16 protein-coding genes, 1 tRNA gene and 2 pseudogenes are annotated in these 20,546 nt (G+C 55.3%); 10 read left to right on the top strand and 9 right to left on the bottom strand.

The features are described from left to right. Positions 1-61: 61 nt before the first annotated feature. Positions 62-260 (bottom strand): annotated as a pseudogene (locus BLU75_RS15185) (IS3 family transposase); the annotation flags it as partial. Between the two features lie 176 nt (positions 261-436). Between BLU75_RS15185 and BLU75_RS15190 the strand changes: the two are divergent. The 5 genes from BLU75_RS15190 (at position 437) to BLU75_RS15210 (ending at position 6,438) form a co-directional block, all read left to right on the top strand. Beyond that, a complete protein-coding gene (locus tag BLU75_RS15190) occupies positions 437-982 on the top strand; it encodes a fimbrial protein (protein WP_084378962.1) in 546 nt (181 codons plus the stop codon). A 130-nt stretch (positions 983-1,112) separates the two neighbouring features. Further along, complete coding sequence (locus BLU75_RS15195; protein ID WP_231982677.1) at positions 1,113-1,817, top strand: fimbrial biogenesis chaperone; 705 nt, start codon at positions 1,113-1,115, stop codon at positions 1,815-1,817. Continuing rightward, on the top strand, positions 1,801-4,392 hold the full coding sequence (locus BLU75_RS15200) for a fimbria/pilus outer membrane usher protein (RefSeq protein WP_084378964.1): 2,592 nt from the start codon (positions 1,801-1,803) through the stop codon (positions 4,390-4,392). The genes BLU75_RS15195 and BLU75_RS15200 overlap by 17 nt, the downstream gene beginning before the upstream one ends. Further along, positions 4,389-5,732 carry a fimbrial protein gene (locus BLU75_RS15205; RefSeq protein ID WP_084378965.1) on the top strand — a complete coding sequence of 448 codons (1,344 nt, stop codon included), beginning with the start codon at positions 4,389-4,391 and terminating at the stop codon, positions 5,730-5,732. Before BLU75_RS15200 ends, BLU75_RS15205 begins: the two co-directional genes overlap by 4 nt. Continuing rightward, on the top strand, positions 5,722-6,438 hold the full coding sequence (locus BLU75_RS15210; RefSeq protein WP_084378966.1) for a fimbrial biogenesis chaperone: 717 nt from the start codon (positions 5,722-5,724) through the stop codon (positions 6,436-6,438). Before BLU75_RS15205 ends, BLU75_RS15210 begins: the two co-directional genes overlap by 11 nt. A gap of 469 nt (positions 6,439-6,907) precedes the next feature. On the opposite strand, the gene BLU75_RS15215 is transcribed toward BLU75_RS15210, so the two are convergent. The 3 genes from BLU75_RS15215 to BLU75_RS15225 form a co-directional block, all read right to left on the bottom strand. Continuing rightward, positions 6,908-7,582 (bottom strand): inovirus Gp2 family protein, encoded by a 675-nt coding sequence (locus BLU75_RS15215; protein ID WP_084378967.1) that lies wholly within the window; start codon positions 7,580-7,582, stop codon positions 6,908-6,910. A gap of 498 nt (positions 7,583-8,080) precedes the next feature. Continuing rightward, entirely contained in the window at positions 8,081-8,269 is a 189-nt protein-coding gene (locus tag BLU75_RS15220; protein WP_084378968.1) for a helix-turn-helix transcriptional regulator, read from the bottom strand. Positions 8,270-8,322: 53 nt separating this feature from the next. Then, on the bottom strand, positions 8,323-9,720 hold the full coding sequence (locus tag BLU75_RS15225) for a hypothetical protein (protein WP_084378969.1): 1,398 nt from the start codon (positions 9,718-9,720) through the stop codon (positions 8,323-8,325). A gap of 161 nt (positions 9,721-9,881) precedes the next feature. On the opposite strand from BLU75_RS15225, the gene BLU75_RS15230 reads away from it, so the two are divergent. Then, positions 9,882-10,553 (top strand): hypothetical protein, encoded by a 672-nt coding sequence (locus tag BLU75_RS15230; protein WP_084378970.1) that lies wholly within the window; start codon positions 9,882-9,884, stop codon positions 10,551-10,553. A 259-nt stretch (positions 10,554-10,812) separates the two neighbouring features. Here BLU75_RS15230 and BLU75_RS15235 read toward each other — a convergent pair. Then, positions 10,813-10,902 (bottom strand) — tRNA-Ser (locus BLU75_RS15235). Between the two features lie 334 nt (positions 10,903-11,236). Here BLU75_RS15235 and BLU75_RS15240 point away from each other — a divergent pair. From BLU75_RS15240 to BLU75_RS15250, 3 genes are all read left to right on the top strand, one after another. Next, positions 11,237-11,926 carry a crotonase/enoyl-CoA hydratase family protein gene (locus tag BLU75_RS15240; protein WP_084378971.1) on the top strand — a complete coding sequence of 230 codons (690 nt, stop codon included), beginning with the start codon at positions 11,237-11,239 and terminating at the stop codon, positions 11,924-11,926. A gap of 447 nt (positions 11,927-12,373) precedes the next feature. Next, positions 12,374-13,096, top strand: a complete 723-nt coding sequence (locus BLU75_RS15245) for a lysophospholipid acyltransferase family protein (RefSeq protein WP_084378972.1) — start codon at positions 12,374-12,376, stop codon at positions 13,094-13,096. Positions 13,097-13,228: 132 nt separating this feature from the next. Further along, positions 13,229-14,200, top strand: a complete 972-nt coding sequence (locus BLU75_RS15250) for a magnesium and cobalt transport protein CorA (protein WP_084378973.1) — start codon at positions 13,229-13,231, stop codon at positions 14,198-14,200. A 21-nt stretch (positions 14,201-14,221) separates the two neighbouring features. Here the strand turns inward: BLU75_RS15250 and BLU75_RS15255 are convergent, their stop codons facing one another. The 3 genes from BLU75_RS15255 to BLU75_RS15265 form a co-directional block, all read right to left on the bottom strand. Continuing rightward, positions 14,222-14,944, bottom strand: a complete 723-nt coding sequence (locus BLU75_RS15255; protein ID WP_084378974.1) for an amidotransferase — start codon at positions 14,942-14,944, stop codon at positions 14,222-14,224. Positions 14,945-15,038: 94 nt separating this feature from the next. Further along, positions 15,039-17,183, bottom strand: coding sequence for a 3-hydroxyacyl-CoA dehydrogenase NAD-binding domain-containing protein (locus BLU75_RS15260; RefSeq protein WP_084378975.1), 2,145 nt, complete (start codon positions 17,181-17,183; stop codon positions 15,039-15,041). 16 nt (positions 17,184-17,199) lie between these two features. Then, on the bottom strand, positions 17,200-18,405 hold the full coding sequence (locus BLU75_RS15265; RefSeq protein ID WP_084378976.1) for an acetyl-CoA C-acetyltransferase: 1,206 nt from the start codon (positions 18,403-18,405) through the stop codon (positions 17,200-17,202). Positions 18,406-19,104: 699 nt separating this feature from the next. Between BLU75_RS15265 and BLU75_RS15270 the strand changes: the two genes are divergently transcribed. Beyond that, on the top strand, positions 19,105-19,908 hold the full coding sequence (locus BLU75_RS15270) for a c-type cytochrome (protein WP_084378995.1): 804 nt from the start codon (positions 19,105-19,107) through the stop codon (positions 19,906-19,908). Positions 19,909-19,998: 90 nt separating this feature from the next. On the opposite strand, the pseudogene BLU75_RS15275 reads toward BLU75_RS15270, so the two are convergent. Next, positions 19,999-20,196 (bottom strand): annotated as a pseudogene (locus BLU75_RS15275) (circularly permuted type 2 ATP-grasp protein); the annotation flags it as partial. Between the last annotated feature and the right edge of the window lie 350 nt (positions 20,197-20,546).

Consider the following 20,546-nt stretch of genomic DNA (forward strand, 5'->3'; position numbering starts at 1 on the left):
GGTTGAATAAGACGGATCTTAAAAGTTACTAGCCAGTTAACACGTTTAGAAAAGCGCTTTCCTACTGCTCTGGGCTGACGCCGCGAAGGAGACTATGACGACGCGTTCGGCTGTAAAACGCTTCAATATAATCGAACAAGTCGGCATGGATCATGATCCATGCTTTATAGATCCTATTGCGGATATGTTCTTTTTTCAGGCTACTGAAAAAGTCTCGCCACGGCATTGTCCCAACAATTTCCTCGGCGGCTCATACTCGGCTCCGGATGGCCGGAGTTATGGACCGCTTACAGTCAAAATAGTTGAGCATTACCGACCTGAAGGCCGGCCGAATGCTACGTGCGCTCAGATACTTTTAAGAGTCGTCTTATTAACGAATGCTGTGACATAACGTAGATTTGACGTCTACTATTCATGTCAAACGGGAAGAACACCTATGTTCCTGCGTAAGTTTTTTATTGCTTCAGCTCTAGTTACTATTGCGCCAGGTTTTGCCTATGCCGCCAACACCATCAACTTTAGTGGCGAGGTTACCGACCAGACCTGTTCAGCAGTAGTGGACGGAAGCACCGATCCGACAGTAATCCTCAAGAGCGTCCCGGTCAGTGAGCTAAATGGGGGGGTGGGTAAAGCCACTGGAGAGACAAGTTTCACGCTGCGTCTGACCGGATGTGCGGCGCCGAGTACGGGCCAGGATAAATTCACTGCGGAGTTTCAGGCTACCAATCCCACGGCCGCTGGCAACTTAACGAATACGGCTAGCGGTGGAGCTGGCGGTGTTGCCTTGCAGTTGCTTGATGCCCCGGGCGGTACGCCGGTCCAATTAACCGGCAACTCTACGGTAAAAGCGGGCGATATCGTCCTGGCTAGTGGTCAGACCTCGGCCACCTATGATTACGCCGTGCAATATGTTTCTGAGGCTGCCAGCGTCACGCCAGGGCCGGTTCTTGGCTCCTTGATGTACACCGTGCGCTACGAATAACCCTCTAGCATATTGACCCATCTATCGAGCCTTGCTGAACTTGCTCGCGCCGCGCGGGCACACTAAAGGAGCGGCAATTATGAAAACGCACCCAGTGTGCTCGCTTTCGGTGATAGCACTAATACTTTCCATGTTTTTAGGATTTGTTTTCTCGGCCTTCGTACAGGCGAGTGTCGTAATTACCGGCACCCGGGTTATATATGGCGGGCAGGATAGGGATAAAACGGTGCAGTTGACCAACCAAGATACTTTTCCGAATGTCGTTCAGGCTTGGGTTGATGTTGATGAACCCGCATCTACGCCCGACACGGCGAAAGGGCCTTTCGTAATAAACCCGACTGTCTCACGCTTAGCTCCCGGTAGCGGCCAGACGCTGCGGATAATCTACACAGGCACGGGTCTGCCAAAGGATCGCGAATCGCTATTTCATCTCAACATACTTCAAATACCTCCGCGCAATTTGACTAACTCAAACAGCAATCAGATGTTACTGATGTTGCGCAATCGCTTGAAGTTGTTCTATCGCCCGGCCGATATCCCAGGAAGTTCAGATCAGTTATCCGAAAAGCTGCGCTTCAGTCTTGTCAGTGCAGATGGTGATTGGCGTGTCCGGGTGGATAACCCCACCGGTTTCTACGCGTCCTTTAGCGCTGCGACGATCAGCGCTGGTGCTCGCGAACTGCGTCTCCAGGCTGGCATGGTGGCTCCCTATAGTCAGGTTGAATGGCGCCCTGAAAAAGCCGTGGTGCTTGGAGGCGGTGCGCATATGTTACGCGCCCAATTGATTAACGATTACGGCGCACGGATAGAAATCAGTCATGAAGTGTTGCGTTAGCTATCGTCTCTTCCCTGTCACGCTCGGTAACATCGTATTCATCATAGCCAGGCTCGCCCATGGTGAAGCCAGCTACAGTTTTGACGACAATTTGCTACTTGGCTCTGGTCTGGCGGGAGGCAAAATTGAGCGGTTCAATCGTGTCAATCAAATTGACCCTGGCAGTTACATGGTCGATCTGTACCTGAATAATGACTTTGTGAATCGAAGCCAAGTGATGTTCCGATCGCGTGGGGATTCAGTGGAGCCTTGTTTCAGCGAGAGTTTTTTTCGTCAAAGTTTGAGTGCGCGGGGCACTCGTGAACAAGGCTCCGCCGCGACGGTCGACTGTATAGGCTTGAGCGACCGTTTACCTGGCGCTTCCTTCAAGCTGGATACTGCGCGCTTGCGGTTGGAGCTCACCGCCCCTCAGGTTTTGCTTGATATTAAGCCGCGCGGATACATCAGCCCACAAGAGTGGGATCCGGGCAATAGCATGGCTTTTCTGAATTATGACGCCAACGTTTATCGCTCCAGCTATCAAGCGTCGGGGGGCGGCAATTCAAACTTCGGTTATTTAGGGCTCCACAGTGGCGCCAACGTTGGGCTGTGGCGCTTTCGGCATCAGTCTAGCTATAGCTATTCGGCTAGTAAGGGTAGCAGTCCAGGCCAATGGAACAGTATCCGAACTTATGTACAGCGGGCCGTGCCTGAGTGGGGTAGCGAGTTGACCATCGGGGAAACGTACACCGAGGGCAATCTATTTGGCAGTGTAGGCTACCGTGGAGCTCGACTGGCCACCGATGACCGCATGTTACCCGACTCGCAGCGCCAGTATGCGCCCCAGGTACGTGGCACGGCGAACAGCAACGCGCGGATCATTATCAGTCAGGATGGGCGAAAGATTCATGAAGTCAGCGTTCCCCCGGGCCCGTTCATGATCGACGACCTCTACGGAACGGCCTACAACGGTGACCTCGATGTACAAGTTGTCGAAGCTGACGGAAGTGTATCGCGCTTCACTGTACCCTATGCAGCTGTACCTGATTCCATCCGTCCAGGCCTATCGCGCTACAGTGCCACCTTCGGCGAATTAATGCTAAACGGCAGTGGGACGGAGAAGTTTTTAGAGCTGACATATCAGCGCGGATTGACTAACGCTTTATCCGCTAACTTAGGCTCTCGCGTGGCTCAGGATTATGTTGCATTGCTGGGTGGCGGTGTACTAGCCACGCCTTTTGGGGCTTTTGGGGTTAACAGCATCTTTTCAAGTGCAACGATCGAGAATAACCAGCGTACAAAGGGTTGGCGTCTGGGGCTGAATTACAGTCGCACTTTCCAGCCGACCAATACAACGTTAACTCTTGCTGGCTATCGATACTCCACTGAGGGATACCGAGATCTGAGCGATGCCGTTGGAACGCGTAACGCGAACGTGCGAGGTGAAAGCTGGGATTCGAGCAGCTTCAAGCAACGCAACCAACTGACCTTAATGGTAAACCAAGCATTGGGCAGCTACGGTAGCGTTTACCTATCGGGTTCAAAAAGTGACTACTACGACGGCAAAAGTCGCGATATTCAAGCGCAGTTTGGTTATTCAAATTCATGGGGGCGACTTAGCTACAACCTGGCTTACTCACGTCAACGCACGACTTGGTACCGTAACAACACTGATAGCCGAGATTTGGGGATGCCGGAGGACGGTTATCTACAGCAAGGTCGTAGCCAAAACAACAGCCTAACTTTCAGCATTTCGATGCCGTTAGGAGGCTCTAACAACTCGTCGAGCCTGAGCTCTATGGTGGCACGTCGCTCCGGGGACACAAAAGGAAGCAGCTTTCAGACCGGGCTAAGCGGCACTTTTGGTGAAGGCCGTACACTTAGCTACGCGCTTGCCGCCGGACGTGATAGCGACCGCAGAGGTATGGATTGGAGCGGTACCCTGCAGAATCAGACTTCTGTAGGCACCTTCAACGGTGGGTACTCGGAGAGTTCAAATTACCAACAGTTCAACGGCGGCATGCGGGGGGCGGCGGTTCTTCACGGTGGTGGCGTGACCCTTGGCCCATATGTAGGCGATACGTTTGCATTGGTACAAGCCAAGGGAGCGAGCGGTTCAGCAATACGGGGTGGCCAGGGCGCACGCGTAGACAGAAACGGCTACGCAGTGATGCCTTCGCTTTCACCTTATCGTTATAACTCTGTAGGTCTGGACCCTAGAGGCATAGGCGAGGATGCAGAGCTGTTGGAGACCGAGCGGAAGGTGGCACCCTACTCGGGGGCAGCCGTCCTCGTCACTTTCAAAACCCTTACCGGGCATGCGTTATTGATCCGCGCCAAATTAGCTGATGGGTCGTCACTACCTCTAGGCGCCGACGTTGTCAACGAGCATGGGGTCAACCTCGGCATGGTGGGTCAAGGCGGCAACGTCTACGCTCGCGCAAGTGATGAGAAAGGGCAGCTTCGCGTGAAATGGGGCGATCGCCCAGAAGAAAGCTGTCAATTACCGTATGACCTCAGTGAAAGTCCGGCTGGCGCCAACCAGGCGTTGATTCACTTGGTAGGTGTTTGCATGACTAATCAGGAAAGGCAATGACGTTCATAAAGCGACTGATATCCCTAGTAATCCTTTTAAATACACCTTTGGCCGGAGCGGTCTGTTACAAAGTCACCGCGGTCGGCAGTACTACAACTTCCGCCACTGCACAAATTCGTCCGGGAGAAGGCACCGCGGGTGCTTGGGCCGGTGCAGGCGACGTCTCAAACGGTTCGCTAGGACTACCTAGCGTCATCAACGTCAGTGATCCGGAGTTTGAGCCTTACCCATCTCTGATTGCGAGCTCGGTAGCGCCGTTTACTCAGTATGGGTCAAACGCCGGTTACGATCCTGAACGTGTGTTCTATCGGTGTAGTCAGCAAGATGCTGTCTATGAAATGTTCTCAACGAATGCAGACAATGTCTACAGCGGTTGGTACCAAGGGGGGGACAGCGTTGGAAGCTCCATCGGGCTCCATTCTGCGTACCGTACAGCATGGCCAAATGTCCTTTTGCGCCTTACTCACGTGGCGACAGGTCAGTATTTCACCGATGTTTGGAAGGAACGTCTTTTAAGTGGACTAGACGTTGATTCGCGAGGGTTCCAGTTGGTCAAGGCGAAGAATCTCAGTGCGGTGCGCGCTGAGTTATTCAGTGCACCGAAGGATCCCACTTACAACTACTACTCCACCAACACTGCTTCGCAGCTATATTCCTATTCCCAGCCCAACGGATACATTGCAATCAAAGGACCGGGTTTAGCCTATCCCACTGTAGGTCAGACTCACTATGGTAACTATGCTGGATGGCCAGGAAACTGGCCAGGCGCCGTGGGCCTCTACGGCAAAGTGACTCTCAAGAGGTACCCTACTTGCGCCGTAATTACCGCTACGCCGAATGTTACATTCCCAACAATTTCCATCAGCGAACTCAATGCCGGTGGCAGCCGGGAAGTGCCCTTTGAGGTTTATTTCAAGTGCCAAATGAACGCCAATTTTACCGACGGTGTCAATGGTACCGCGTTAGGCTTTAAGGTCTCATCCGGATCATTCGTCGCAGCTGCAAGATTAGGGTTGATCAATGGGGGCGTACGCTATCTGGTTTCTGACAATTACGGTCAGCCAGGCATCGCAGGTGGTGTAGGTATCCGTTTGCTACGTGATGGATCCCCGATCAATCTGCTGGTTAATGAGAATTCAGCTCAAGGCAGCAGCCCTGGGGTCTACGGTTGGTATCCGGTGATAGGCAGCGCGACCAATTTGCTAACCATAGTTAACGGCAATGGTTGGTTCAGAGAGACGTTCAAAGCCCGTTTGGAAAAACTGACTCTAGGCGTTCGTCCCACTGTAACTGCGGGACGAATTGAAGCGACTGCGCAAGTGGTGATACGTGTCCAGTAGCAGACTAAGCATCATTCTTGTGACGCTAATAGCCGTTACCTGTGGTCACGCCGTTGCTGGCGTAACCGCGGAGCGTACACGGGTCATCTTCCAGGGAGATCATCGAGAAGCATCCCTTGCGCTGATCAACCGAAATGATTACCCGGTCATCCTGCAGGCGTGGGTCGATGATGGTGCGCTAGAGTCTACCCCTGAAAATGCCTCAGCTCCGATCATGCCATTACCCCCCATATTCCGACTGGAGCCGGGGCAGCAGCGCAGCCTGCGTTTACTCTACACGGGTGAGGTTTTGCCGAGTAAGCAGGAGTCGCTGTATTGGTTGAATCTTTACGAAATCCCACCAAAGCCCATTGAACCAGTGCCTGTGGATAACACGCGATTGACAATCACGATGCGCACGCAAATGAAAGTGATATATCGTCCTCGAGCACTGGCCGAAGGGGCCGAGGAAGCTCCCCGTCGCCTTAAATTTAATGCCGATGGTACAGCAGTTGAAATCGAAAACCCGACGCCTTACTTCATAACGTTGGCTGGGGCTGAAGTTCATCATGGTAGTACCACTATGCCACTGAACGTTGACCTCTTGGCGCCGTTCACAAAACAGGTAATTCAAACCGGCCGAGTGGTAGAAGTCGGAGACAAAGTGCAGTTCATGTGGGTGGATGACGACGGAAATTTTCAGACAGGCGAAGTATTGATGCTATGACTTCTCAGAAAAACATATTCTTGCAACATTATCGCACGGTCATCTACCCCACCCCCACCCTTGCAAACGAAGAACCAGCACCGACGCTCAATCAACCAATTTTCATGCTTAATCAGTGCCGTATTAATCGCGCAGTTAAACCATGCAGTACGTGGCAAACATGGACTGTTTGAAAAACCACAGATGGTTTGTAAAAAATACTGCACATGCCGTCAATCAAATTGAATCGCCCCGAGTGGGATGTCATTACTGACGCAGAAATCCAGATGCGCGTCGAACAACGCACTGTCCATGAGGCTCGTGAACGCACAGGAGTGAATTTCTCTGTACAAGTCGGCGGCGGTAAATCCGCACCCAACATCCAGCTTACCTTCTAGCCCTTAACCTGCTGCCCGAGTACCACTTCGCGCAACGCATCGACCAGCGGCTGCAATTGAACCCAAGCCAGCCGCTTACATATCAACGCCCCTTAGCACCGACTCCCTCCACATCCATGCTGACCATCACCAAAGACCTTCGTGGCGGACTTACACAGGTAGCTCGACCGGCGAAAGAACTCATCGAGCTCAAGATATCCATGCCGAGTTAAGTGAAATGTGGACTCCTTGGGGATATGCACTGTCCCTTGCACGCCGGACATCGGTAGACGAAGCGCGCTTGCCCAGGCCAACTCGAGCCGTTTGTACATATTCACTCCCTCAGACTTGATATGGCCCAGCGAGCGGTAAGCATCACGGTTGATAAACACTATGCAGTGGTAATGGGGCCTTCCAGCCTGACCCACCTCTCTCACCCAGAAGAGCCTCACGCACGTGTCATGTGATGATCCATTGCGCATCCGTGCCCGCTCACGATCATGACTGATCTGCGCTTCCAGTGACGCCTTAAAGCGCTGTATTACCTGATTGGTCATCGCGTCATCAGGCAGCGGCTTCCCACAGGGCAGTCTCAAGTCAAATCTGAAAGCAAATACACGAGCGTAATCAGACAGGGCGTATTGCAGAGTCTGGTACAGCTTTTCCAAGTACTGCTCAACGAAGGGTCCTTTTTCAATCATGAGCGGGTAGCCATCGTAGGTATCTTCGTGCCAATAGCGCAGGTTCGTGTTACCAGGGATGCGTTTGGGTTTGAATGAATGGGTCATTGCGGTATGTCCTGATTGTTAGGTCATACCTGAAGCCGGTTGTGTTGTTTTTAACTGGGGAGATACCAGGCCGCCCGTTCTCAGTAGGCTAGTACCTGTAGATTGATGGATGCAGATCGTTTGGATGATCGAGTTACAAGAACCTGTGGCAGTAGAGATATAGACACTATAGGCGTAATGGTTATAGAGGCTATAAGCGTAGTACTGTTTCCCGAGGACCATCCATCCGGCACTCACAGGGCTGACGGAATAGAATCGCCCACACGCACAAGCGTTTTCAGATGCTTTCAAGGGACGGTCTACTCTGGGAAAATATCATCATCCCGGTTGCCAATCAGATCAGCACAGGACCTCGGCTCACGCAGCACGACGAATTGAACAGGGATCGTTACCAGCCCCACAGGGGAACTTCCAACTGCCACCCAGCATAAACGCCATGATCGGAGCTGATCCGATCATGGCGTTTATACTGGGTGGCCTGCCCCTCCGTGCCACAACTCATTCAGCCAGATCGCGCTCCTCGATCCTGGCCAGAATCCAGTCGTGCACCTCTCCCTCAACCCAGCCAACGCTGCGTTCTCCCAGAGAGACTGGCTTCGGGAAGGCACCTTCGGCGATGTACTTATAGATGGTTGACCGACCCAGGCCGGTCGAATCGATGACGTCTTTCAGGCGGATGATCCTCATGAACGGGGCTCCTCTGTTCGTTCAGAGGATGGGGAGGTTCGGTAAAAAATGACTTATGGCTTCCCAGCCCTGCACTTGGGCGGCATGAGCAACCCAAAGTCATAGCGATTTTGTAAGTAAACTTCAGACTCCGTGGTCGGAGTTCGAAGCTTGACCACGCCACGCAGCTCCTCCTCTAGCCAGACAAACGTCTTTGCGCTAGCCGGGGGCGAATTGACCACCAGAGTGATGGCCTTATAGCCAAGGTCGTCGGCTACGGGGAGTACGCTCATCTGAACCCCATCCAGCGGCAGAGAACCGGCCTGACCGAAGCGACTGCGAAACTCATGGGCGATCTCATGGGTCAGCCTGTAGAAATGCTCGATGATCTCCACCCATTCGGCCTCCCGACCATCTGGATCAGTTGTAGTGTCTTGACCGGCCACTTTCATGACAGGCTGGCGAAAATCAGATCTGATCATTGCGTAGAGCTCGTCGTCCCATAGGTAAGCACCCGGAAAAAGAGCAGACCAGTGTCGGGACAGTAAAAAGGAGGCATATCGATACAGCATGCTCTGGAGGACGGGGTAAACACGTGATCGCTGCCCCACCAGAAAGCGAATAACGCACAGCGGCGTCGATAACTCCCAATCGCTCCTACCACTTGAATACGCGACGACGTCATCCCGCAGATTATCGGTGTGGGAAAATCGCTTGGCCTCCCCGTCCCACGCCAGATGCACCATGACCGTGCAGTGACTAGGGCACCCGAAGCCGGGGTTCAGATTCAAAAAATAGGTACTGCTGACTCTAGCCCTGGCGAAAATCGAGCTTGAGACCCCTGGCACACAACGACGGATCAACCCCAGGTCCATCAAGCGCCGCAGGCGGTGCTTCAAACTGGCCTCGTCGAAGCCCGTCAATTTCCGCAACTCCGGCCCTCCGGCCCCGCTGACCACACCACAGTGATCCGCACGCGCCAGCAATGTGGCGAACAACAACCGATTGCACACACTCAGCTGTTTGCTCGCCCCCGGTGGGGCCGGCCTCCCCGCCTTGGTCACAGTTATCCGCTGTTTTGCAGGGCGCGACTGAAGGCCGGGCACTTCCGTCTCGATGGGTGCGCCAGACAATAGGCATTCGAGCAATTCGGTGTGGATCCCATACACCGGTCCGCTGGCCTTCAGCGTCTGCACCACCATCGGAGAGAGCGCGTAGGTGATCGCAGGTCGACCTTTACCCTCCGACAGTGAGCGCTCTCGCACTACCAGACCTAAACGCACTAAATCCCCCAAGGCGTCGCTTACCAGCTTTTGAGACAACCGAAACTGCTTAGCAAGCGCCTCAGCTCTGTAGCCCTCAGCATCGCCCGCCGTGCGTGCAGCGTCAGCCGCGAGCAGCTCAAAAACAAACCGAATTTCTGGACCCGCACCTTCGAGCGACGCAGTAAATAGCTGAGAAAGAAGCTTCATAGGCTGGAACACACATCATTAATTAACAGTTTTTATACCCTATATAAAATATTGTATTTGTACAATAACGTTACTCATAACGCGACAGTAACATTACCATAACTGATACACTCGAAAAACGCGCACCCGCAAAAACCGCACAACGCTGGTGGACTGAAGCAATGATCAAAGATAGGAATGAACTGAAATGGTTACGCAGAAGTGGTGACGAATGGCGATGGGTGCAGCAGTACATCAGCAGGCATGCCGACGCGAGAATGCGCGGCAACACAGAGCGTTTTGCTCGCCGAAAGGTGGAGGGTTACGACCAAGTAGTAGTGGATATCGCCGACTTTGAGCAGACAACCGAGGGTTTAAAGTTTGTAACACGCTTGAAAAATGCGCTGAGACAACACCGATATCGCTCAGCCAGCAACAGCAGAAAGCCGTGCACCTTTTCGCTCCCAAACTCGACTAGAGCGAATCTCTCTCGCCTGTCCAAGGCCAATTGGGTCACGGAGACAGCAGTCATCACCACGCTCATTGACGACGCTGAGTGGGCCGCCAGAAAACACACCGAGCGCGAGAAGAGCTTCAAGACCAGTCTGACGCTGGAACGCAAACGCTCAGAACTCGCTTTGGAAGCAGCCAACGCTCAGCTAGAACAAACGATGAAGCACCTGGAGCGCGCCACAGAGCAGCTCGTCATGTGGGAGCTAGCCATGGAGAGCGAACACCCACCGTTTAATGGCGACCAGGAAAAGATCAGGCAAGAGGTGGAAAAGCGCCTAAAGAAAGTGAAGACGATGAACGCCATCATTGCCTTGAGCTATGCGTTGCCCAACGAAAATTAAGCAGCCATCACCAGCATCGGAGCCGGTGAGCGCATGCACCGGGCTTATTCTCACATCGAAGGATCGGCATGCCGATGCCTCCCTTCGACTTGCAGAGGTTGGCAGACGAATATGGTTAAGCTGGAGAGTAGAAAGAAGGGCTAGCTGTGAGCCCCCAAGACCCGGACATTACTGGAAAATCCACATGGGGGAACAAATGGGGGAACAAAACAACCAAACACAAAAAAGCCCCGTAAAAACGGGGCTTTTCAGTAGAATATGGCGGTGAAGGAGAGATTCGAACTCTCGATACAATTTCTTGTATACACACTTTCCAGGCGTGCTCCTTAAGCCACTCGGACACTTCACCGTATCTCGTCAAACTGATTCAGTCTGTCGAGGCGCGCTAATGTAGTCGAAAGCTTTTCTGATGGCAAAGGTTTTTTTCAGAATTTTCATGCGCTTAGACCGCTATCACGGACGCAGCGCTTCTGGCGCGCCAGGAAGTACGGCGATTCTGCCATTCTCAAGGCCCGGTGCTACGCGTCTATTGCGGCTGCTTTGCCCCGCCATGGCCTGTTCCGAGCAGGATGCAAGGGCAAAAGCCTGACTGAGCAGTCAGTCATGGCGCTTTACCAGGACGGGCATGCTGGGTAACGTCTGTTGCCTGCACTTCTATTACACGGATTACAAGGAATCGCGTCATGAGTGAGTTGATTGCCTACCACCTCGAAGACGGTATCGCGACCCTGACCTTGAACAACGGCAAGGTCAATGCCATTTCCCCTGCGGTGGTCAGTGCGTTTAATGAAGCGCTGGATCAGGCCGAGAAAGATCGCGCGGTGGTGATCATTACCGGTCAGCCGGGGATTTTGTCGGGCGGTTATGATTTGAAGGTGATGACGGCGGGCCCGAAAGAAGCTGTCAGCCTGGTGACTTCCGGCTCCACGCTGGCGCGGCGCTTATTATCGCACCCGTTCCCAGTGATCGTTGCGTGCCCTGGCCACGCAGTGGCCAAGGGCGCTTTCCTGTTGTTGTCGGGGGATTACCGAATCGGCGTCGACGGGCCGTTCAGCATTGGCCTGAATGAAGTGATGATTGGCATGACCATGCACCACGCAGGGATCGAACTGGCGCGGGATCGCCTGCGTAAGTCGGCGTTTCATCGTTCAGTGATCAATGCCGAGATGTTTAACCCGCAAGACGCGGTGAACGCGGGCTTCCTCGACAAGCTGGTGGCGCCGGAGGAACTGCAGGCAGCTGCTTTGGAAGCGGCGCGACAGTTGAAGAAGATCAATATGAGCGCCCACAAGCACACTAAATTGAAGGTGCGTAAAGCACTGTTGGAGCTGTTGGATAACGCGATCATCCAGGACCAGGAACACTTGGGCTGATGTAGCCTCACCGTGAGTAGCTGCACGCCTCCTGTGGCGAGCGGGCTTGTCCTAATGCCGTTCCGTTAAGGCTTTTGCAGGAGCGAGGGGGGCGCCTAGCCCTTGCTCGCGAAGAACTCATAGGCGCCGCGTTTATCCAGGAAAAACGCGTTATCGTTGAGGTTTTTCGCGAGCAAGCTCGCTCCTACAATGATCGATATTGGCTTAACTGAACGGCATTAGGGCTTGTCGCTTCGCCAAACGAGCAATCGGCCACTCTAGACGCTGATGTCGAGCTTTTTCCTACCCTCCCGCCCGAACCTCTTACATCCCCGCTAGATCGCATTTATCGGTATATGTTGAAACATGCGCTTAAACATCGGCCATCTCCTACCTCTACCGGGGTAATTGCCGAAAACAGTGCACATCCGTACACTGCGCCACCTTTTGTCCCGATGGTCTGTGTCGATGCTCTACTGTTTACGCATGTTATTGATGAGTCTGCATTTTCTAGTGGCGGGCGGACTCGGCGTGCTGCTTGGAATCTGCCGACCGTTCAACCCGGACAATAGCCGTCTCTGCGCACGGCTCTACGCCCTGCCCGCCATGTGGATACTGCGCTTGCGGGTGAAGCCACACGTGGACTCGTTGCGGGACAAACCCAACAGCTGCGTGATCATTGCCAATCATCAGTCCAATTATGATTTGTTCGTGTTTGGCACCGTGGTGCCTTACCGCACGGTCTGTATCGGCAAGAAGAGTCTGAGATGGGTGCCGCTGTTCGGGCAGTTGTTCTGGTTGGCGGGTAATGTACTGATCGATCGCGGCAATGCGCAGAAAGCCCGGCGTTCGATGTTGACCACCACTCACACGTTGCAGCACGAAGACACGTCGATCTGGGTGTTCCCGGAAGGTACGCGCAATTTGGGTGATACCTTGCTGCCCTTCAAGAAAGGCGCGTTCCAGATGGCGATCGCCGCCGGGGTACCGATTGTGCCGGTCTGCGTCAGCACTTATGTGAAGCAAATGAAGCTCAATCGCTGGAACAGCGGCGACATTCTGATTCGTTCACTGCCGGCGATTCCTACGGCCGGATTGACGCTGGATGACATGCCTCGGTTGATGGAAACCTGCCGCGAGCAGATGGTCGTGTGCATTGAGGATATGGATCGGCAACTGCAAACCCTTTGATCGAAACCCGCGCACAGCGCGGGCTTTTTATTGTCGGTGAACCCTCGTGGACATTGCTGACTCTGATAATCCAGAGCAAGCTAAGCAACCTGCCAGGTTTATCCGTCATTCAAAAAAGAAGCGATCAGCATTATGGGTAGAGTTGTTGCCGCAGCCGTTTACAGCGCCGGGAAAAAAATCACTGATATCACCCTCGAGGAAGGCGCCGCCTGGGCGGCCAAACCTGGCCATTTTGTGTGGATCGGCCTTGAAGAACCGGATGCCGAGGAACTGTCCGACCTCCAACGCCAGTTCAACCTGCATGAACTGGCCATCGAAGATGCTCTGGAAAAACACAGCAGACCGAAGCTCGAAACGTTTGGTGACGCGTTATTTATCGTGACCTATTCACCGGTTCGAGAGGAAGGCAAGCTGGAGTTTATCGAGACCCATATCTTCGCCGGCAATGGCTACGTCATCACGGCGCGCAACGGTCACTCGGCTTCCTACGGCTATGTCCGCCAGCGTTGTGAGGCGCGGCCACTGTTGCTGGAGCACGGCGAAGACTTCGTGCTCTATGCACTGCTGGATTTCGTCACCGAGAACTACCAGCCGGTGAGCGAGGCGATTCATGCCGAGATCGACGCACTGGAGCGCAATGTGCTGTGCAATTCCCTTAATGAACGGGACGTCCACCACCTTCACAGCCTGCGACGCGACGTGCTGCGGTTGCGGCGTCATGTGGCACCGATGGTAGAGATCAGCGAAGAGTTGCAGAAACTGAAGTTTCCGTTTATCGATAAAAAGATGCGCCCGTACTTTCGCGATGTGGAGATCCATGTCACGCGTCAGATGGAAGACCTCTCCACCCTGCGCGACATCGCCAGCCAGACCATCGAGATTGGCGTACTGCTGGAAGCCTCACGCCAGAGCGTGGTGCAGCGCAAGTTTGCGGCCTGGGCAGCAATCCTGGCGTTTCCCACGGCGGTGGCCGGGATCTACGGGATGAACTTCCAGAACATGCCTGAGCTGCAATGGCATTACGGTTATTTTGCGGTGCTGGGGTTCATTGCCGTGGGATGTACGGGACTGTGGGTCAGCTTCAAGCGTTCGGGGTGGCTATAAGTCGACCCCCGTCGGGGCGGATCAGGCCTGCTCAGGCTTATTCGCCACAAAACGCATCATCCACTCCGCCACGGTGGCGCCGTGGTGTTCACGCTCCAGGCTGGCGACACCGTTGGTGTAAACCTTTTCGCCCAGGTTTGTCTGAAGAATCTCCAGCAGCTCACGGGAATAATCGTGGATAAATTCCGGATGGCCCTGGAAGCACAGCACCTGGTCTTCGATGTGGTACGCAGCAAACGGACAAAAATCACTGGAAGCAATCACCGTGGCATTTACCGGCAAACGGGTGACCTGGTCCTGGTGGCTGATCAACAGCGTCAGCTCTTCCACCACCGGACTCATCCAAGGCGCTTTGGCATTGAGCTTGTAGTCATGGGTGCCGATGCCCCAGCCCTTGCTTGCGCGCTCGGCCTTGCCGCCCAGCAGCAGTGCCAACAACTGGTGACCGAAGCAGATGCCAAGCAATTTATCGCCGCGCTCGTAGCGCTGCAGCAGAAAGGTCTTGAGGGTCTGGATCCACGGATCGGTGCCGAAGGAATCGGCCTTGCTGCCCGTCACCAGATACGCGTCGAACACTTCGTCGTCTGACGGATATTCGCCCTGCACCACGTTGTAGACGACGAACTCGGCTGCAATCGGCTGCTTGGAGAACAGCTGCTTGAACATCTGCCCGTAACCCTGGTACTGATCGATCAGTCCGGGACGCAGGATATCGGTTTCCAGAATGCAGACGCGTAGCGACATAAAAAATACCTGACACGGCGATGGGAATAATGAACACCCCAGAGCCTGCCTTGAAATACCCCTACAAGGCAAGCCCCGCACATGTCCAAAAACGTCAGAAGGTCGTGTTCTGCGCAGCTTTCTCCAACAACAAGGCCGGTGGGGTGAATCGCGCACCGTACTGCTCGGCCAGATAGCGCGCCCGGGCAACAAAGTCGTTCAGGCCGTATTGATTGATAAATTGTAGCGCCCCGCCGCTCCACGCCGCGAAACCGATACCGAAAATCGACCCGACATTGGCATCGGCGGTGGACATCAATACTCCCTCCTCCACGCAGCGCACTGTCTCAATGGCCTGAATAAACAACAAACGGTCGCGTACATCCTGCGGCGAAATGCGTTGATCGGGTTTTTCAAATCGACTTTTGAGCTGCGGCCACAAATGTTTCTGCGCACCGACTGGGTACTCGTAGAAACCGCCACCTGCGGCCTTGCCCGGGCGCTTGTATTCATTGAGCAACAGCTCGATCACCGCAAATGCCGGATGCTCGGGCGATGGCTTACCCTCCGCCTGCAGATCCTTGGCCGTCTGTTGACGGATATGACTCATCAAGCTGAGCGACACTTCGTCGGACACCGCCAGCGGACCGACAGGCATACCCGCCTTGCGCGCCTCGGTCTCGATCAAAGGTGCGGCCACGCCTTCGCCCAGCATCGCGATGCCTTCATGGGTGAACGTGCCAAACACCCGTGAGGTGAAGAAACCTCGACTGTCATTCACCACAATCGGGGTTTTCTTGATTTGCAGTACGAAATCGAAACCTCGAGCTAGGGTTTCGTCACTGGTGCGGGCGCCCTTGATGATTTCCACCAGCGGCATTTTGTCCACCGGACTGAAGAAATGCAGGCCGATGAATTTGCCCGGGTCAGGCACAGCCGTGGCCAGGCCGCTGATGGGCAAGGTCGAGGTATTGGAGGCGATCACCGCATCAACGCCCACTGCGCGTTGCGCGGCCGCCGAGACCCGGGCCTTGAGTTCACGGTCTTCAAACACCGCCTCGATAATCAAATCGCAACCGGCCAGCTCAGCGTCGGCGTCTGTCGGATGAATCCGCGCCAGGATGTTGTCCCGCTGTTCGGCAGTCAATTGCCCACGACCGACCTTCTTCTCCAGTAACATCGCCGAATGCACCTTGCCCTTCTCCGCCGCCGCCAACGTGATGTCCTTGAGCACCACATCGATGCCCGCCGACGCACTGGCGTAGGCAATCCCCGCGCCCATCATCCCGGCACCGAGGATGCCCACCTTGCGGGTCACATACGGCGCAACACCTTGGGGACGTGACCCCCCCACATTGATTTCATTGAGCTGGAACCAGAAGGTGCCGATCATGTTCTTCGCGACCTGGCCGGTGGTCAGTTCGGTGAAGTAGCGGGTTTCGATCAGCTGCGCGGTGTCGAAACCCACCTGTGCGCCTTCCACCGCGGCACACAGGATTTTCTCCGGGGCCGGAAAACAGCCGTGGGTTTTCGCTCGCAGGATTGACGGTGCGATGGCGAGCATCTGTGCCACTTTAGGGTTCGACGGCGTGCCGCCAGGGATCTGATAGCCTTTGACATCCCAGGGTTGCTGGGCCGCTGGATTGGCCAGGATCCAGGCCCGGGACTTGGCCAGCAGCTCATCGCGATCCCCCGCCAATTCGTCGACCAAGCCCGCTTGCAAGGCCTTCTGCGCCGAGACTTTCTTACCTTCGAGCAAGTAGGGCAAGGCCTTCTCCAGGCCCAGCAGACGCACCATCCGCACCACTCCGCCGCCGCCCGGCAACAGGCCAAGAGTGACTTCCGGCAAGCCGATCTGGACGGATGCATGGTCCAGTGCCACCCGGTGCTGACACGCCAGGCATATTTCCCAACCTCCGCCCAGGGCCGCGCCATTGATCGCCGCCACCACCGGTTTGCCGAGAGTTTCCAGGCTGCGCAACTGCGCCTTCAGACCCAGAACCATGTCGTAGAAGGCCTTGGCGTGAGGTTTGTCGACGCTGATCAGTTCATTCAGGTCGCCACCGGCGAAGAAGGTCTTTTTCGCCGACGTGATGATAACCCCGGCAATCGAGTCGTTTTCCGCCTCCAGGCGGGCGATGGTGGCCGCCATCGCGTCGCGGTACACCGCGTTCATGGTGTTGGCGCTCTGGCCGGGCATGTCGAGGGTCAGCACCACAATCTGGTCCTGGTCTTTTTCGTAACGAATGGCGTCGTTCATGACAAATTCCTTAGGCTCAGAGGCGTTCGATAATCGTAGCGATGCCCATGCCACCGCCCACGCACAAGGTGGCCAGGCCGTAACGCTGGCGGCGGGCCTCCAGCTCGTCGAGCAGTGTGCCAAGGATCGCGCAACCCGTTGCCCCCAGGGGATGGCCAAGCGCTATCGAGCCACCGTTGACGTTGACCCTGGCAGCGTCGATGCCCATGTCCTTGATGAACTTGAGCACCACCGAGGCAAAGGCTTCGTTGACTTCGAACAAATCGATGTCCTCGACCCGCAAACCGGCCTTCGCCAGGGCTTTGCGGGTGGCGGGTGCCGGACCGGTGAGCATGATGGTCGGATCGGTGCTGGTCACCGCCGTGGCGACGATCCGCGCCCGTGGCTGCAGGCCCAGCTCTCGGCCCTTGGCCTCGGAGCCAATCAACATGAGTGCCGCACCATCGACAATCCCGGAACTGTTGCCCGGTGTATGGACATGGTGGATGCGCTCGACATGGCTGTAGACCCGTAACGCCGTCGCATCAAAGCCCATCTGGCCGATCATTTCGAAGCTGGGCTTGAGCTTGCCCAGGCCTTCGAGGGTGGAATCGCCACGAATGAACTCGTCTTGAGCCAGCAACACGATAGCGTTCTGATCCTGCACCGGGATCAGCGATTTATTGAAGGAACCGTCCGATCTTGCCCTCGCCGCTTTCTGCTGTGAGTGCAGGGCAAAGGCGTCAACATCCTCACGAGTGAAACCTTCGAGGGTGGCGATCAGGTCGGCGCCTATGCCTTGGGGCGTGAAGTGACTATGCATATTGGTTTGCGGGTCCAGCACCCAGGCGCCGCCGTCGCTGCCCATGGGAACACGAGACATGGACTCGACGCCACCGACCACCACCAGCTCTTCAAAACCGGAGCGTACTTTCATTGCCCCGAGATTGACCGCCTCCAGGCCCGAGGCGCAGAAGCGGTTGATTTGCACACCGGCGACGCTGACGTCCCAATTGGCCACCAACGCAGCTGTCTTGGCGATATCGGCGCCCTGGTCCCCGACTGGCGTGACGCAGCCAAGCACAATGTCATCCACCTGCCGGGTGTCCAGGCCACTGCGCTGTTGCAGCGCGTTCAGCAAGCCAGCCACCAGATTCACCGGTTTGACGCTATGCAAGGCACCATCGGCCTTGCCTTTGCCCCTGGGCGTGCGTATCGCATCAAAGATCAAAGCTTGAGTCATGACGTCCTCGAACCACTGTGCAATGGAGCCCTCAAGAGGAGAGCCGACCGTGCTCTTACCTTAAGCGCCCGAAAGCCAGATTCAATGACCGAAGCGCTCATTGCCCTTGACGACCACGCTCAGACGAACGGTAGGGTCCTATCGTAAACCGCTGATTAAACGTTTTAGCTGTCTAGCGAAGGGGCTGCCGCATGGATGGCTATGTGCCTCATTCCGTTTTAAGAGGATTTCAATCTTGGTTGATATGAAAGGGATCTAAGCCACGAAGCACAAGGACTCTAAGGTTGAGTTTGTAAGAGCCGTAAGAGGCTGGTGCCGGTTCTTGCTGGAGCAGCTGTAAGAAAAGTGCCATGTATTCTCTCTAACGTGGCTACTTGATGGAGACGCACCGGCGCATTTGACGCTCAGGAATAACAACAAAAGGCAGTCAGCCATGTTCAAACAATCGAAAGTACGCCAGGCGGGGCTCATTCTCTTCGCCACCACCCTGATTCTGATTTTGCCCAATCTGACCAAGATCATCGGGTAACTCATCCATTCTGTGCCGGTGCGCATGCCGCATCAGCCTTGCAACCTTTGGCAGCACCTGCCGGGATATGCTTAGAGCACTCCCGTCGCAGGCGCTGTCTTTTTGCGTGCCGTTTTTGCGTGGCTTTGCGGTATGGTTAAGCCGCCTCCCCCCTTGACATGGGCTTCCCCTTGAAACCGATCATTGTGCTCGTGGCGTTGATTCTGGCCTTGCCGGCCGGTGCCGCGCAGTTGACCATCGAGCTGGACCACACCCAGAAAACCTGGCAAACAGCCGAGCTGCTGAAACACTCGAGCGCGCAAACCGTGCACATCGCTAAAGATGTTTCCTACAAACGTGAGATGAGGTATCGCGCGGTTCCTCTGGCGGAATTATTGCCGGGCATCACGGCGCAAAATCACCTGCAGGCGGTCGCTCTCGATGGCTTTGCCGCCGAGCTGGCGGCCGCGCCGCTGCTGCAGAAAAACGGCGCCCGTGCCTGGCTGGCGGTAGAAGATCCGGCCCACCCGTGGCCGCTGCTGGGGAACGGTCAGCACAGCGCGGGCCCCTTCTACCTGGTCTGGACCGATCCGCAAGCGGGTCATATCAGCCCCGAGCAATGGCCGTTCCAGCTATCGACAATCAAACAGTTGAAGACCGTTGCCGAGCGGTTCCCAGCGTTATTGCCGGACCCGACGCTCGCAGCCGATGACCCTGTCAACCTGGGGTTTGCGCTGTTTCAGAAGAACTGCCTGGCATGCCATCGGCTGAACGGCGCGGGTGATGCTCAGATGGGGCCGGACCTGAACATTCCCTACAGTCCGACCGAATATTTCGGCGGCGATTTCCTCAAGCGGTATATTCGCGATCCGCAAAGCCTGAGGCATTGGCCGCAGGCCAAGATGCCAGCCTTCACGACCAGTGTGTTGCCAGATGCCGATCTGGAGCGGCTGCTGGGATACTTGAAGCATATGGCCGGCCGCAAACAACCCTGAAAGCGTGCGCGCGTAGATTCCGCGGTCGAGTATTACGTAGAGGCTCACCTTGCGCTTGCGAGGTGCTTCTCACTATTGCTGCTGCACCAAAATCACCGGCTCCGTGTCCTGCTCGTCACCGTACAGGGTGAAGGTGATACCGGCGCGGAGAAACAGCAAATCGGCTTTGCGCCGGCGCTGAGCCAGCAGCTCGGCAGGGGTTTGGGCCAACCAACGGGCAAACTCGCGATAATGGGGGCGAACCTGACCGGCCTCATCGTACATTTCATCGTAATAAGCGCGGGTCATACGGTACTTCTTGTCACAAGGGCCTGTCCCTGACTTCCATAGCAAGGCCCGTTCCAGCGGGATATGACCAGATATCAATCAGTTAGCGTTAACCAGCAATACTGTTGCACCGCCTGGTGCAGCAAACGCTTCAGCGCCGTCCTCCAAGCTTCAAACAGACGCAGGCTTTGTCTATCACCGGTATAGCCAGAGTTGATTTTACTGCGCGCCAGCAACCGCGGATAATTATCCCCATACGCTGAATCGAATTCGTTCTACAGCCAAACTGATTGATCTGTCGGTAGCTTGGTTGCGTTGTACTGATTACCTCCATTCTTCCCTTTGGGCCACCCTGTTCGGGTGGCCTTTTT

Origin of the sequence: Pseudomonas mucidolens (assembly GCF_900106045.1) — a bacterium.
Classification (GTDB): Bacteria; Pseudomonadota; Gammaproteobacteria; order Pseudomonadales; family Pseudomonadaceae; genus Aquipseudomonas; species Aquipseudomonas mucidolens.

What these genes read in the sequence shown, in the direction of transcription:
- BLU75_RS15215 (WP_084378967.1), bottom strand. Translation starts at nt 7,582, where the DNA reads ATGACCCATTCATTCAAACCCAAACGCATCCCTGGTAACACGAACCTG.
- BLU75_RS15220 (WP_084378968.1), bottom strand. Translation starts at nt 8,269, where the DNA reads ATGAGGATCATCCGCCTGAAAGACGTCATCGATTCGACCGGCCTGGGT.
- BLU75_RS15245 (WP_084378972.1), top strand. Translation starts at nt 12,374, where the DNA reads ATGCTCTACTGTTTACGCATGTTATTGATGAGTCTGCATTTTCTAGTG.
- BLU75_RS15265 (WP_084378976.1), bottom strand. Translation starts at nt 18,405, where the DNA reads ATGACTCAAGCTTTGATCTTTGATGCGATACGCACGCCCAGGGGCAAA.
- BLU75_RS15260 (WP_084378975.1), bottom strand. Translation starts at nt 17,183, where the DNA reads ATGAACGACGCCATTCGTTACGAAAAAGACCAGGACCAGATTGTGGTG.
- BLU75_RS15230 (WP_084378970.1), top strand. Translation starts at nt 9,882, where the DNA reads ATGATCAAAGATAGGAATGAACTGAAATGGTTACGCAGAAGTGGTGAC.
- BLU75_RS15240 (WP_084378971.1), top strand. Translation starts at nt 11,237, where the DNA reads ATGAGTGAGTTGATTGCCTACCACCTCGAAGACGGTATCGCGACCCTG.
- BLU75_RS15190 (WP_084378962.1), top strand. Translation starts at nt 437, where the DNA reads ATGTTCCTGCGTAAGTTTTTTATTGCTTCAGCTCTAGTTACTATTGCG.
- BLU75_RS15255 (WP_084378974.1), bottom strand. Translation starts at nt 14,944, where the DNA reads ATGTCGCTACGCGTCTGCATTCTGGAAACCGATATCCTGCGTCCCGGA.
- BLU75_RS15250 (WP_084378973.1), top strand. Translation starts at nt 13,229, where the DNA reads ATGGGTAGAGTTGTTGCCGCAGCCGTTTACAGCGCCGGGAAAAAAATC.
- BLU75_RS15200 (WP_084378964.1), top strand. Translation starts at nt 1,801, where the DNA reads ATGAAGTGTTGCGTTAGCTATCGTCTCTTCCCTGTCACGCTCGGTAAC.
- BLU75_RS15205 (WP_084378965.1), top strand. Translation starts at nt 4,389, where the DNA reads ATGACGTTCATAAAGCGACTGATATCCCTAGTAATCCTTTTAAATACA.
- BLU75_RS15195 (WP_231982677.1), top strand. Translation starts at nt 1,113, where the DNA reads ATGTTTTTAGGATTTGTTTTCTCGGCCTTCGTACAGGCGAGTGTCGTA.
- BLU75_RS15225 (WP_084378969.1), bottom strand. Translation starts at nt 9,720, where the DNA reads ATGAAGCTTCTTTCTCAGCTATTTACTGCGTCGCTCGAAGGTGCGGGT.